Origin of the sequence: Enterobacter sp. CPE_E890 (assembly GCF_046521475.1) — a bacterium.
GTDB lineage: Bacteria > Pseudomonadota > Gammaproteobacteria > Enterobacterales > Enterobacteriaceae > Enterobacter > Enterobacter adelaidei.
In genome coordinates this window covers 3,617,442-3,630,443 of the sequence record NZ_JBKFZW010000001.1, presented here as the reverse complement: position 1 = coordinate 3,630,443, position 13,002 = coordinate 3,617,442, and the positions used below count along the sequence as shown (strand labels likewise).

The window sequence follows — 13,002 nt, the reverse complement described above, 5'->3', positions numbered from 1 at the left end:
TCAAGTTTCTGGCTTCGGCGATAGGTATACTCCGCTCAAACGAAGGGTAAACACCCCATCAAAACAGAATATTCGTTTTTAGAAAATTGTCCGAAAATGGTCGAGTTAATCATAAAGCTCACTTCCACTCCTGGATCATATAGGACAACCATAATCACATCTACTAACCCAATGGAGATTGAACATGACAATACCTTCATGGAACAAAAGCCGCATTATGGGCCAGAAGCGTTGCAAAATGTGCGAGGTACCCTTCCTGGCTGGATAAAAACCAGTCCAAATCATATTCTAAAAACTCATCGTCAATTTCCTTCATTTTTAACACCACGTAGCAGCCATATTAATCAGTCCTGTCTTTTCCAGACAGTAATGTCACTGCTTGTTGCCGATATAATTAACTCACCATCCCATGAGAAACCAACACAGTGAAAGTAATCATTTGCAAGTCTGAGACACCCTTCTTTATGGGAGGCGATTAATGCACTCTTACCTGGCGGGCACCAGATTAACATTTCCAGAGGCCACTCTGGCGACACTCGCTCGAGTGCTTCTCCATAACGGTTATACATTGGTAAACCACCGCCACACAGACCGGCGATGGAAAGAGTCTCACCGCTCAGCGGTCCTATACCTGTACATGCAAGGCCAATTGAGTCGTACCAGTTACCATATTCTTCATAATCTCTGGCAATAATCTCTCCACTCAGGCAATCAAGCACCCCTCTTCCGGAAGAGGAAATGATAAGGAGCAAGTGGTTATAATTGCGTGAAAAAGCGACTTCGGTTAAACCACCTACAGCCCTCTTGATACAAGGCACCCAATTACAATCAGGAATATCTCTCAGTAGCAATTTAAGGCTATTTTCGTGGCTCTTTGGCTGCCAGATAGACATCTGAACTCCTTATCAGTGTTAGGCGGCACATAGCATCTCATAATGAGTAGAAATGTTATTTTAACAGCAGTTAGGTGAAGTGTCATAGACAGTCATCTATACGCGCGCCCCTTCGTTCAGGTTCAGACAGACAAGCATTGACCTGCACCCTGTTGATTCGCTCAGAATGCTGTTAGCAATGCCCGCTCTTCGCTCAGAGCGGCCCCGCCCCACAAGCCCACTCCGTTTACAGCATAGTAGTTCAGCTCTTTAAAATCGCATGACTCACCTGAATAGGGCCCTTACAATTACCTCCGGGCTGAACTTTCGACGAGTGTTAGGTCAACAAAAAGCTAAACAGGGCATTTCCTGTTGAAACTCAGAACCATCCAGGTTTTTTTCGCCCCTCATGATGGTTCCATCGTGCCCAGTACAAATCCGACACTCATTAACCAACGGAGGTTATCATCTTGAACAAGACAATACTCTCATGCTCTATGGCCGTGCTGCTGGCTGTGTCCGCCATGTCCGCTCAGGCCAGGACCCCGGCCAAACTCCATTCGCCAGTGTCAGGTGTGCTCTGCGACCGATATGTATGCGCCAATGACAAGGGAATTTCCCGTGAGCTGACCGAGAAGTATCTCGGCAAGAAGGCTGCTGCAAACGAGGTGTTCACATCGAGCGATGTCGATCTGACCGAATTCACCTTTGCTAACGGCATTTTCTGCGATGTGAAGGAAAGGCTGTGTCGTGAAGATCGCTATTATGGCGCCAATGGTCAGCGCTCCGGGGCGGTCTCTAAAAAGTACACAAAGCTGCTCTTTGGTGAATAATAATGATGCAAAAGAGATCACAGTCAGAGGCTACGTTATAGGGATATAAATTATATTTTGCAGCGTATACTTTAAATGATGACATGATTACCGAAATTAAATATTTCATTAAGGATTGCATTGCGGAATATTGCTCTGTTACTACGCTTTAGCTGAGCGTAACAGTGAAGCGGTCTGGTTACGTGAATTCCCATTCACTACCATGAGCGAATAACGGAATGAAAAACCGCATAATGATTGTCGGTGGCGGCACGGGAGGGACGATTGTCGCCAACCTGCTGGCCAGGAAATTACGACGCGAAATTGCCGCCGGTCAGGTAGAACTGATGCTGATATCCGAATCACCGGTGCACTACTACAAACCCGCGTTTATGTACGTCGCGTTTAACCTCTTTCATCACCATGAGCTGGCCCGGCCTGAGCGGCAATTATTGAGTCCGGAAATTCAATTTATTACCGATAAAATAGAATCTTTCGATTTTAAACAACGCCGCTTATACAGCGCCAGTAAGAAACACTACGACTGGGACCTGCTGGTTATTGCTACTGGTTGCACACCTTTCCCTCAAAAAATCCCTGGCCTTGCTGAAGTGGGCGATCATTTTTACCAATACGCGGCGGCCAGACAATTAGCCCATAAACTTGCCACCATTAAAAAGGGACGAATCTTTATCACCGTCTCTTTCCCGGAAACCCCTAATGTGCCCCACCAGTGTGGGATCGCCCCCATCGAGACCACGCTGATGGTTGACGACTATCTGCGTCAGCGTGGCGTACGTAATCAGGTTGAGATTGTTTATACCTATCCGACCGTAGCGCAATTACTGCGAAACTGTCTGTTCCTGCAACGTCCGGTTGGGGAGGCGCTGGGGGATATTTTTGCTGCCAAAGGTATAAAGCACCAGCGCGGTTTTACCTTAAGTCATGTCGATCCTGACAGCAAAATCGCGTATTCCGCCGAGGGCGATTCGCAGAACTTTGACATCCTGATGGCCACGCCTCCCATCAGGGCGGTAGAAGCGGTGCGTAATACGGGGCTCAGTGAGATTCAGAATGGAGAAGGCTGGTTGCCGACGGATCACCAAACGCTGGGCGTCTACGGGTTAGAAGGCGTTTATGTGATCGGCGATACCGTCGATCTCCCTATCAGTAAAGCTGGCGGGTCGTGCCATAACCAGGCCCCGATTATTGTCGATAATATTGTGGCGGAACTGTATGGCAGACCACCCGGAAGCGGTAATCATTACGATGGCCGGGTTCAGGCCGTCGCGCAGATGGGGCTCTGGGCGGGGATGCCGCTGGTATATGACTATCGCAATGATGTGACGCCGGTGCCTGCGACAAAACTCGGTGGCATGCTGCGAAACGGTTTTAACCGTGGACTGTATTGGGGTGTCGTGAGGGGGATGTTCTGATGAGCGAACAGGAACAATTGCTGAAAAATCTTGCTCCGCTTATGGCCGGCAATCGCCTGAATAATCTTGTTGATTTGCTCGCCCTGGTGGCGGACCTGCTTGAAATGACCGATAACGCGATGGTCGAAAAACTGGCCGGCGTTTTTGAAGATGTTGTGACTGTCGGCTGGGAAGGCGGAACTGCGCTACGCATGGCATGGGGAGAGCAAATTAACCGGGAAGGGGATGTTTCGCTTCGGCAGGTGTTCTCAATGCTGAACGATCCAGATACCCGTCGCGGCATTATGCTTTTATTGCGCGTTTTGCAGATTACGGGGCAACGCCTGAGTGTTCTCTCATCCGTCGACTATCCGGAGTGTACTGAAATAAAGAACTGACCAAAATGCCGGGGGGCGGCTGTGCCGTTCCCGGCCGGCAAAAGGGCAATGCAGACTATTTGTCCCCACTTCCCAACCTGTACGCCAGCGCCACCACCAGCGACTGCACCAGGCACAGCGTTGCTGACTGGGAGCGGAACGCATCCACCTGCGCCTCTTTCACCACAAAACAGAGATCGCTGAACGTTGCCAGCGGGCTGATCTGGCTATCCGTAATCACAATCTGCCGCGCGCCGACGCTGGCGGCGGTTTCGCTGACCATCACCGTCTCTTCCGCGTACGGCGAGAAGCTGATCGACACCACAATGTCTCGGGCCTTAATGCGGCTGATCTGCTCGCGCAGCATCCCCCCCATACCGTCGAGCAGAATAGGGCGGCACTCCAGGTGGCTCAGGGCATAGGTCAGATAGGCCGCGACGCTGAAGGAACGGCGTAATCCGGCGATGTAGATGGTGTCGGCATCGGCCAGCAGTTGCACGGCGCGCTCCAGCATTTCGGGTTCGGCGCGGGCGGCTAGCTGCTGTAACGCCTGCGCATTGGAACGCGCGAATTCTTGCAGGATATCAAGCGGCGTTTCCGGCACGGCCTCGCTCTCCATTTCGCGGAATAGCCGGGCGCGGTCGCTGTAGCTGGCGGTCTCCTCCACCAGGTTCATGCGAAACAGCTGTTTCATCTCGTTGAAACCGGTGAAGTCAAAGGCGTTGGCGAAGCGGATGAGCGTCGACGGCGGTACGTCGGCGCGCTCGGCAATGACAGCAACCGTATCAAAGGCCACGCTGTTGGTGTTATCAAGCACATAGCGGGAAACCTGCTGCAGCCTCTTGCTCAGGCTATCGTAGCGATCGCGGATTTGCTGCTGCAGTTCGTTCAGGCTGGTTGCTGTCGTCATGTTATCCCCCAAATACAGTCATATGATTCTAAACGCAAAACCGCGTCTTTTAAATGTCGGCCATCCATCTGGCAGCAAAAATGAAACAGAAGCTTCAGTCATTTCCTCGCCCGAAATCCCTTAATAGCTCAGGCTGAGTCAGTGATGTTGGCTGTTAACATAAAAATCCATCCTTGATCACAATAATCATCATTTATTTTATTTCAACTTAAAATGGAATATTTGTTTCATATATAGTGTTCAGTACACAACGTTCAGGTAACAGTCACGTATCAACAGCGAGAGGTTAAGGATGGAGACGGTAGCGAATTTTATTCACGGCGAATGTGTCACCGGTTCAGGCCAGCGCGTTCAGGCGATCTTCAACCCGGCCACTGGTGAACAAATCCGCCAGGTGGTGATGAGCACGGCACAGGAAACTGAACAGGCGATTGCCGCAGCACAGCAAGCGTTTCCCGCGTGGGCGCGTTTTGCTCCACTCAAGCGTGCGCGTGTAATGTTCCGCTTCAAAGCGTTGCTGGAAGAGAATATGGAGCGTCTGGCCCGCATCATCAGTGAAGAACACGGTAAGGTCTTCTCTGACGCGGTAGGTGAACTGACCCGTGGCCTGGAAGTGGTGGAATTCGCCTGCGGCATCCCGCATCTGCAAAAAGGTGAACACTCTGCGAACGTCGGCACCGGCGTCGACAGCCACTCGCTGATGCAGCCGCTCGGGGTCTGCGCCGGGATCACGCCGTTTAACTTCCCGGCGATGGTACCCATGTGGATGTTCCCGATTGCGCTGGCGACAGGCAACACCTTCGTGCTGAAACCATCAGAAAAAGACCCCTCTCTGGCGCTCGCGCTGGCGAAACTGCTGAAAGAGGCTGGCCTGCCGGACGGCGTCTTCAACGTGGTGCAGGGCGATAAAGAGTCCGTTGACGTGCTCCTGACCGACCCGCGCGTACAGGCGGTGAGTTTTGTCGGCTCAACGCCGATTGCCGAATACATTTACCAGACCGCATCCGCCCACGGTAAACGTTGTCAGGCGCTCGGCGGCGCGAAAAACCACTGCATTTTAATGCCGGATGCCGACATGGATATGGCGACGAACGCCATCATGGGCGCGGCTTTTGGGGCGGCGGGGGAGCGCTGTATGGCGCTCTCCGTGGTGCTGGCCGTTGGCGATAAAACCGCCGATGAACTCTGCGCCCGGCTGGAAAAACAGATCGCCGCGCTGCGCGTCGGTCCGGGGCTGGACCAGAAGCCAGAAAACGAGATGGGACCGCTGATCTCCGCCGCGCACCGCAGCAAGGTGCTGGGCTACATCGACAGTGGCGAAGCGCAGGGGGCGAACCTGCGCGTGGACGGGCGTGGCTTCAGCGTGAAAGGTCACGAACAGGGCTATTTCGTTGGGCCGACGCTGTTCGATAACGTCACCCCGGAGATGACCATCTATAAAGAAGAAATTTTCGGCCCGGTGCTTTCTGTGGTGCGCGTAGCAGATTACGCCAGCGCGGTGGATCTGATTAACCGCCACGAATATGGTAATGGCTCGGCTATTTTCACCCGTGACGGTGGCTGCGCGCGCCGCTTCTGTGAAGAGGTGCAGGCGGGCATGGTGGGGGTCAACGTGCCGATCCCGGTGCCAATGGCATTCCACAGTTTCGGCGGCTGGAAGCGTTCCATCTTTGGTGCGCTCAATGTTCACGGGAACGATGGCGTGCGCTTCTACACCCGAATGAAAACCATCACTGCACGCTGGCCGGAAATGCAGCAGGAGACAGGCGCTGCGTTCTCCATGCCGACGCTGGGCTGACAGGGGGTTTTATGCAAACCGAACGTATGACCATGGCCCAGGCGCTGGTCAGATTCCTTAATCAACAATACGTTAGCGTTGATGGTAACGAAACGCCCTTTGTGGAGGGCGTGGCAACGATCTTTGGGCACGGTAACGTGCTCGGTATCGGCCAGGCGCTGGAGCAGGATCCCGGCCATCTGCAGGTGATGCAGGGCTGTAACGAGCAGGGGATTGCCCATATGGCGACGGGATTCGCCAAACAGCATCGCCGCCAGCGTATTTTTGCCGTCACCTCATCCGTTGGGCCTGGTGCTGCCAATATGGTGACGGCGGCCGCGACGGCCACGGCGAACCGTATTCCGCTCCTGCTGTTGCCGGGCGATATCTACGCCAGTCGCCAGCCTGACCCCGTGTTGCAGCAGATCGAGCAGTATCACGATCTCAGCATCAGTACCAACGACTGCTTCCGCCCGGTCTCCCGCTACTGGGACCGCATCAACCGTCCTGAACAGCTCATGAGCGCGATGTTAAGCGCGATGCGAACGCTTACTGACCCCGCAAATACAGGGGCGGTGACCATTTGCTTACCTCAGGATGTGCAGGGGGAAGCCTGGGATTACCCCCTGAGTTTCTTTGCGCGTCGTGTGCATCATATTGAACGCCGTCCGCCTGACCCTCAGCGGCTGGCGCAGGCTCAGGCATTGATTGCCCGCAAGCGCCGTCCGCTGGTGGTATGCGGCGGCGGCGTGCGTTACTCCGGTGCGCATGAGGCGTTACGGGAATTTGTTGAAACACTGCAACTGCCGCTTGCCGAAACCCAGGCCGGAAAGGGGGCGCTGGTAAGCGATCACCCACTTAACCTTGGCGGGGTGGGCGTGACAGGCGGAATGGCCGCCAACCAGCTTGCGCCGCAGGCTGACCTGGTGATTGGTATCGGCACGCGCCTGACCGATTTTACCACCGGCTCCAAGGCGCTCTTTTCCCATCCGGACGTCGAGTTCCTGCTGCTGAACGTGGCCGAGTTTGACGCCCTGAAGCTGGATGCCACCGCGCTGATTGCCGATGCCCAAACCGGGCTGACGGCATTGACCCACGCGCTGAAAGATTACCGCAGCGGCTGGGGAGAGGCGATCGCTGAGGCGAAGTCCGCCTGGCGCGACGAATGCCGTCGCCTGTGGGATCGCCAGTGGCGTCCGGACGACGCGCCTGAAGTGGCAGGGCACCTGGATGCGCAGCTCATGGAATACGGTGAAACGCTCAATACCCGCCTGACCCAGACTCAGGTGCTTGGGCTGATCAACCAGCATGTTGAAGATAACGCCATCGTGGTGGGCGCGGCCGGTTCTCTGCCGGGAGATTTACAGCGCCTCTGGCAGGTCAAAACGCCGGACAGCTATCACCTGGAGTACGGCTACTCCTGTATGGGGTACGAGGTCGCAGCGGCCATCGGCGCGAAGCTGGCAAAACCTCAGCAGCCGGTGTACGCCATGGTGGGTGATGGTTCGTACATGATGCTGCATTCAGAGCTGCAAACCGCCGTACAGGAGGGCATTAAGGTCACCATTCTGCTGTTTGATAACGCGAGCTTCGGCTGCATTAACAACCTGCAGATGGGGCACGGAATGGGCAGCTTTGGCACGGAAAACCGCTACCGCAACCCGAAAACGGGTCGGCTTGACGGGCCACTGGTGAAGGTCGATTTTGCGCAAAACGCGGAAAGCTACGGCTGTCGTGCATGGCGAGTTCATGACGAGCAAAGCCTGCTGACGGCGCTGGAAGCCTCGCGCGCCCACCCGGGGCCGACGCTCCTCGACATCAAAGTGCTGCCGAAAACAATGACCCATGATTACGCGTCATGGTGGCGAACCGGCGACGCGCAGGTGGCTGAGTCGCCAGCGGTGCGCCAGGCCGCCGAGCAAACACAGGCTCAGGTGAAAAAAGCCCGTCAGTATTGAATTTTCCTGCCGTAACGAAATTTTCATTTCATTTTTCTTTTTCCCCTCACCCTGACCCTCTCCCAACGGGAGAGGGGACGGTACGGTGCGGCTTTTACTCCCTCGCCCCTTTGTAATGGAGCGGCATACCTTCCTCCATGTTGTGAGATTGATAACAAAATTTATCTCATACATCTCAAAAGTGTTAACCTGCACTCAAAAACATAATTTTCACTATTTATAAAAATGAAATAAATGTTTTATTTATAGTGTCGTTAGTTCACAGCATTCACCAACACCGGGAGCCGTTATGTTTAACATTGCTTTACTGGGCGCTGGCCGAATTGGCCAGGTACATGCAGCTAACATCGCCAGCCACAGTGCGACCACGCTCTGGTCCGTGGTTGACCCGAATCAGGAATTCGCCACGCGTCTCGCCACGCAATATCAGGCGCGTCAGCAGAGCCTGGATGAGGCGATGACCGACCCGAACGTTCATGCCGTACTGATCGCCTCCGCGACCGACACCCACGCGGATCTGATTGAAATGGCCGCCCGTCACGGCAAAGCCATCTTCTGTGAAAAACCGGTACACCTTGATCTTGCCCGCGTACGCGACTGCCTGAAGGTGGTCAAGGAGTATGACGTACCGCTGTTTATCGGTTTTAACCGCCGCTTTGACCCACAGTTCCGTCGCGTGAAAACCGACGCTAAGGCCGGGCGTATCGGCAAACCGGAATCGCTGCTGATCATCTCCCGCGATCCGTCTCCACCGCCTGCGGAGTACGTACGTGTTTCCGGCGGCATGTTCCGCGATATGACCATTCACGACTTTGACATGGCGCGCTTCATCATGGGTGAAGAGCCGGTGTCGGTGTATGCCCAGGGCAGCAATCTGGTGGATCCGGCGATTGGCGAAGCGGGAGATATCGACACCGCGTTTATCGTTCTGAAGTACGCCTCCGGCGCGATGGCGACCATCGTCAACAGTCGCCGCTCTTCATACGGCTACGACCAGCGCCTGGAGCTGCACGGCTCCGAAGGGCTGCTGTGCGCGGGCAATATCCTTGAAAACCAGGTGCAGCACTACGGCAAACAGGGTTGCACCAGCGCGCTGCCGGAACACTTCTTCCTGCAACGCTACAAATCCGCTTACGCCGCGGAATGGGAACACTTTGTTGCGGTCCTGCGCGGCGAAGCGGTACCTGACTGCAGCGGCGATGATGGTGAACGTGCGCTGTACCTCGCGGATAAAGCGCTGGAATCACTGCGTTGCCAGCGCGAGATCGTCCTCTAAACACAACAACCCTACACAGAGAGACATAATAATGAAAAAACTGATCTTAGCCGCCCTCATCGCCATGACATCCGGGGCCGCCCTCGCCGAAAACGAGCAACTTGTTTTCAGTACACCAAACCTGGCCATGCCGTTTGAAGTTCACATGCAGCGCACGGCGGTGAAAGCCGCAAAAGAGATGGGCGTGAAACTTCAGGTACTGGACGGTCAGGGCAGCTCACCAAAGCAGGTGGCTGACCTGGAAAACGCCATCACCCGTGGTGCGCAGGGCTTTATCGTCTCCCCGAACGATGTGAACGCGGTCTCCAGTGCGGTAGATGAAATTCAGGATGCGAAGCTGCCGGTTGTGACGCTTGATCGCTCCGTCGATAGCCAGAAAAAAGTGCCGCACTTTGGTGCCAACAACTACAAGGGCGGCCAGGCGATTGGCGACTTCGTCAAAACTAAATTCCCCAACGGCGCAGACATCATTCTGTTGACCGGCCAGCCGGGCTCCTCCTCCAACATTGAACGCACCAAAGGGATCCGCGACAGCCTGAAGGCGGGTGGGGATAAGTACAAGATCGTCGCCGATCAGACCGGCAACTGGATGCGTTCTGAAGGGATGCGTATCGTTGAAAGCGTTCTGCCGTCGCTGCCGAAACGTCCGCAGGTGATCCTCTCCGCCAACGACGATATGGCGCTGGGGGCGATTGAAGCGCTGCAGAGCCAGGGTGTGAAGCCGGGCGAAATTCTGGTGACCGGCTTTGATGCGGTACCGGAAGCGCTGGCCCGCGTGCGCGACGGCTTGCTGGCGGTCACGGCGGATCAGCGCCCGGGCTTTGCGGTGACCACGGCGATGAGCCAGCTGGTGGCTAACGTACGTGAGAAAAAAGCCATCACCGGGGCGGACTATCCGCCGACGCTGATCACCAAAGAGAACCTGCAGCAGGCTGAGCGTATTGCTGAGGCCGGTAACTGATTTGTCCGGAGCCGCCGTACGGGCGGCTCCCCATAAATAAGGAGCAGGCTGATGTCGCAACCCTTACTGAAAGTAACCGACCTGGCAAAAAGCTTTTCCGGCGTATGGGCGCTGAGCAGCGCCCAGCTCACCGTCGGCATGGGTGAAATCCACGCTTTGCTGGGTGAGAACGGCGCCGGGAAATCCACGCTGTTGAAGGCACTCGCGGGCGCACAGCCGCAAACGCGCGGGGAGATCTGGTTCAACGGTGAAGCGCTGCCGGTGGACGACTCCCCGGTAGAACGGCAGAACAAGGGCATTATTACCATCTATCAGGAATTCAACCTGCTGCCCAACATGACCGTCGCGGAAAACATGTTTCTCGGACGCGAACCGCGCAAACGTAACCTGATCGTCGACGAAAAAGCGGTCAATCAGGAAGCGCAGGTGATTCTCGATTATCTGCAACTGAATGTCGCACCGACCACGCCCGTCGCTCGTCTGAGCGTGGCCCAGCAGCAAATGGTGGAGATCGCCCGGGCGCTGACCCTCAATGCCAGGCTGATCATCATGGATGAACCCTCCGCCGCCCTGAGTGACAGCGAGGTGGAAAGCCTGCACCGCGTGGTGCGGGAGCTTAAAAACCGTGGCGTGAGCATTATCTATGTCACCCACCGCCTGCACGAAGTTTTCCAGCTTTGCGATCGTTTCACCGTTTTCCAGGATGGCCGTTTCACCGGCACCGGCGCGGTAGCGGAGACCAACGTAGAGCAGTTGATCCGCCTGATGGTAGGGCGTGACGTGGCCTTTAACCGCCGCCCTGCCAGCGAAACCCATCATCAAGACAAACCTGTCCGTTTGTCGGTGAAGGGGTTAAGCCGGGAAAAACCGCCACTGGATCCACACGGTATCGCTCTGCATGACATCAGTTTCCACGTCCACGCCGGGGAAGTCTTAGGGATTGCCGGGCTGGTGGGGGCAGGCCGTACCGAGGTGGCGCGTTGCCTGTTTGGCGCTGACGCCTTTACTTCGGGCAGCTTTGAGCTGGACGGCGTGCCGTACCAGCCGCGCGACCCGCTTTATGCCCTCGATCAGGGAGTGGCGCTGGTACCGGAAGACCGTAAGAAAGAGGGGGCGGTGCTGGGGCTGTCGATTCGCGACAACCTGTCGCTCTCCTGCCTCTCCTCGTTGCTGCAGTGGCGCTGGTTCGTGAATACCCGCAAAGAGGACGACCTGATTGAGTCCTACCGCCAGGCTCTGCAGATCAAAATGGTCAACAGCGCGCAGGAGGTGCGCAAGCTCTCAGGCGGCAACCAGCAGAAAGTGATCCTCGCGCGCTGCATGGCGCTCAACCCGCGGGTGCTGATTGTCGATGAGCCGACACGTGGCATCGACGTCGGGACCAAATCGGAAGTGCACCAGGTGCTGTTTGATATGGCGAAAAAGGGCGTGGCGGTGATTGTGATCTCCTCCGATCTGCCTGAAGTGATGGCGGTGTCTGACCGGATCATCACGCTCAGTGAAGGCCGAGTAACCGGCGAGATCCACGGTGACGACGCTAACGAAGAACGGCTGATGACGATGATGGCCATCAACCACAACGCCCTGAACGCGGCATAACGGAGTTTCTCATGACGCAGATGATTTCTAAAACGCAGGCCCCGGTCAAACGCGCCGGACGCATCGATCCCATCGCCTTCTTCGAGCGCTTCGGGGTGCTGATTTTCATGATCCTGCTGCTGATCTTCTTCCAGTCGCAGAACAGCAACTTTTTCTCTGAACGCAATATTTTCAACATCCTGACCGAAGTCTCCATCTACGGGATCATGGCCGTGGGGATGACCTTTGTCATCCTGACTGCCGGGATTGACCTCTCCGTGGGCTCCATTCTGGCGGTGTGCGCCATGACCGCGGCCTACGTAATCAAGGGCGATAACTTCACCACCGTTGACCCGAACGCCTGGGGCGGCATGAGCTGGCTGATTGGGCTGGGGATCTGTCTGGCCATGGGCACGGCGATTGGTTTCCTGCACGGTCTGGGCGTCACCCGCCTGCGCCTGCCGCCGTTCATCGTCACCCTCGGCGGGATGACCATCTGGCGCGGTCTCACGCTGGTGATTAACGATGGCGCGCCGATCGCCGGTTTCGATCAGGGCTACCGCTGGTGGGGGCGCGGGGAGCTGCTCGGCATCTCCATTCCGATCTGGATCTTTGCCATCGTCGCCATCGGCGGTTATCTGGCGCTGCATAAAACCCGCTGGGGGCGCTTTGTCTACGCCATTGGTGGCAACCCGGAGGCGGCACGTCTGGCTGGGGTGAACGTGAAGCGCGTGCTGGTCAGCGTCTATGTGCTGATTGGCTGTCTGGCTGGGCTGGCGGGCTTCATCCTGAGCGCCCGTCTGGGGAGCGCTGAGGCGGTGGCCGGGATCTCCTTTGAGCTGCGCGTTATTGCTTCAGTAGTCATTGGCGGCACGTCGTTGATGGGCGGCTACGGACGCATCGGTGGCACGATTATCGGCTCCATCATCATGGGCATTCTGATTAACGGCCTGGTACTGATGAACGTCTCGGCCTACTACCAGCAAATTATCACCGGATTAATTATCGTTCTGGCGGTGGCATTCGACACCTATGCCAAGAGCCGTCGCGGCGCACTGTGAGGATC

At 56.0% G+C, this 13,002-nt stretch carries 11 protein-coding genes; 9 read left to right on the top strand and 2 right to left on the bottom strand.

All coding sequences use genetic code 11. The annotated features are described in order from the left end of the window. Positions 1-344: 344 nt before the first annotated feature. Entirely contained in the window at positions 345-893 is a 549-nt protein-coding gene (locus tag ACLHV9_RS17840; protein ID WP_108090894.1) for a hypothetical protein, read from the bottom strand. Positions 894-1,342: 449 nt separating this feature from the next. On the opposite strand from ACLHV9_RS17840, the gene ACLHV9_RS17835 reads away from it, so the two are divergent. The 3 genes from ACLHV9_RS17835 to ACLHV9_RS17825 all read left to right on the top strand — a co-directional run bounded on the left by ACLHV9_RS17835 (position 1,343) and on the right by ACLHV9_RS17825 (position 3,497). Continuing rightward, positions 1,343-1,705 carry a YcgJ family protein gene (locus tag ACLHV9_RS17835; RefSeq protein WP_371128458.1) on the top strand — a complete coding sequence of 121 codons (363 nt, stop codon included), beginning with the start codon at positions 1,343-1,345 and terminating at the stop codon, positions 1,703-1,705. Positions 1,706-1,923: 218 nt separating this feature from the next. After that, the gene (locus ACLHV9_RS17830) at positions 1,924-3,120 is read left to right on the top strand and encodes an NAD(P)/FAD-dependent oxidoreductase (protein WP_114977523.1); all 1,197 of its coding nucleotides are present in this window, start codon (positions 1,924-1,926) and stop codon (positions 3,118-3,120) included. Then, on the top strand, positions 3,120-3,497 hold the full coding sequence (locus ACLHV9_RS17825; protein WP_407220888.1) for a DUF1641 domain-containing protein: 378 nt from the start codon (positions 3,120-3,122) through the stop codon (positions 3,495-3,497). Before ACLHV9_RS17830 ends, ACLHV9_RS17825 begins: the two co-directional genes overlap by 1 nt. A gap of 55 nt (positions 3,498-3,552) precedes the next feature. On the opposite strand, the gene ACLHV9_RS17820 is transcribed toward ACLHV9_RS17825, so the two are convergent. Then, complete coding sequence (locus tag ACLHV9_RS17820; RefSeq protein ID WP_028016107.1) at positions 3,553-4,386, bottom strand: MurR/RpiR family transcriptional regulator; 834 nt, start codon at positions 4,384-4,386, stop codon at positions 3,553-3,555. Between the two features lie 292 nt (positions 4,387-4,678). Here ACLHV9_RS17820 and ACLHV9_RS17815 point away from each other — a divergent pair, with 292 nt between their 5' ends. From ACLHV9_RS17815 to ACLHV9_RS17790, 6 genes are all read left to right on the top strand, one after another. Continuing rightward, positions 4,679-6,184: a CoA-acylating methylmalonate-semialdehyde dehydrogenase gene (locus ACLHV9_RS17815; RefSeq protein WP_407220887.1), complete on the top strand. Its 1,506-nt coding sequence runs from the start codon at positions 4,679-4,681 to the stop codon at positions 6,182-6,184. An 11-nt stretch (positions 6,185-6,195) separates the two neighbouring features. Then, complete coding sequence (gene iolD / locus ACLHV9_RS17810; RefSeq protein WP_407220886.1) at positions 6,196-8,121, top strand: 3D-(3,5/4)-trihydroxycyclohexane-1,2-dione acylhydrolase (decyclizing); 1,926 nt, start codon at positions 6,196-6,198, stop codon at positions 8,119-8,121. A 289-nt stretch (positions 8,122-8,410) separates the two neighbouring features. Next, the gene (iolG, locus tag ACLHV9_RS17805) at positions 8,411-9,397 is read left to right on the top strand and encodes an inositol 2-dehydrogenase (protein WP_108090888.1); all 987 of its coding nucleotides are present in this window, start codon (positions 8,411-8,413) and stop codon (positions 9,395-9,397) included. Between the two features lie 31 nt (positions 9,398-9,428). Further along, positions 9,429-10,358, top strand: a complete 930-nt coding sequence (locus ACLHV9_RS17800; RefSeq protein ID WP_407220885.1) for a substrate-binding domain-containing protein — start codon at positions 9,429-9,431, stop codon at positions 10,356-10,358. A 51-nt stretch (positions 10,359-10,409) separates the two neighbouring features. After that, a complete protein-coding gene (locus ACLHV9_RS17795) occupies positions 10,410-11,957 on the top strand; it encodes a sugar ABC transporter ATP-binding protein (RefSeq protein WP_407220884.1) in 1,548 nt (515 codons plus the stop codon). 11 nt (positions 11,958-11,968) lie between these two features. Further along, the gene (locus ACLHV9_RS17790) at positions 11,969-12,997 is read left to right on the top strand and encodes an ABC transporter permease (RefSeq protein WP_049005552.1); all 1,029 of its coding nucleotides are present in this window, start codon (positions 11,969-11,971) and stop codon (positions 12,995-12,997) included. Positions 12,998-13,002 lie beyond the last annotated feature (5 nt).

Excerpts from the sequence above, each read along its gene's own strand:
- ACLHV9_RS17825 (WP_407220888.1), top strand. The coding sequence starts at position 3,120 with ATGAGCGAACAGGAACAATTGCTGAAAAATCTTGCTCCGCTTATGGCC.
- ACLHV9_RS17830 (WP_114977523.1), top strand. The coding sequence starts at position 1,924 with ATGAAAAACCGCATAATGATTGTCGGTGGCGGCACGGGAGGGACGATT.
- iolG (WP_108090888.1), top strand. The coding sequence starts at position 8,411 with ATGTTTAACATTGCTTTACTGGGCGCTGGCCGAATTGGCCAGGTACAT.
- ACLHV9_RS17840 (WP_108090894.1), bottom strand. The coding sequence starts at position 893 with ATGTCTATCTGGCAGCCAAAGAGCCACGAAAATAGCCTTAAATTGCTA.
- ACLHV9_RS17815 (WP_407220887.1), top strand. The coding sequence starts at position 4,679 with ATGGAGACGGTAGCGAATTTTATTCACGGCGAATGTGTCACCGGTTCA.
- iolD (WP_407220886.1), top strand. The coding sequence starts at position 6,196 with ATGCAAACCGAACGTATGACCATGGCCCAGGCGCTGGTCAGATTCCTT.
- ACLHV9_RS17790 (WP_049005552.1), top strand. The coding sequence starts at position 11,969 with ATGACGCAGATGATTTCTAAAACGCAGGCCCCGGTCAAACGCGCCGGA.
- ACLHV9_RS17795 (WP_407220884.1), top strand. The coding sequence starts at position 10,410 with ATGTCGCAACCCTTACTGAAAGTAACCGACCTGGCAAAAAGCTTTTCC.
- ACLHV9_RS17820 (WP_028016107.1), bottom strand. The coding sequence starts at position 4,386 with ATGACGACAGCAACCAGCCTGAACGAACTGCAGCAGCAAATCCGCGAT.
- ACLHV9_RS17800 (WP_407220885.1), top strand. The coding sequence starts at position 9,429 with ATGAAAAAACTGATCTTAGCCGCCCTCATCGCCATGACATCCGGGGCC.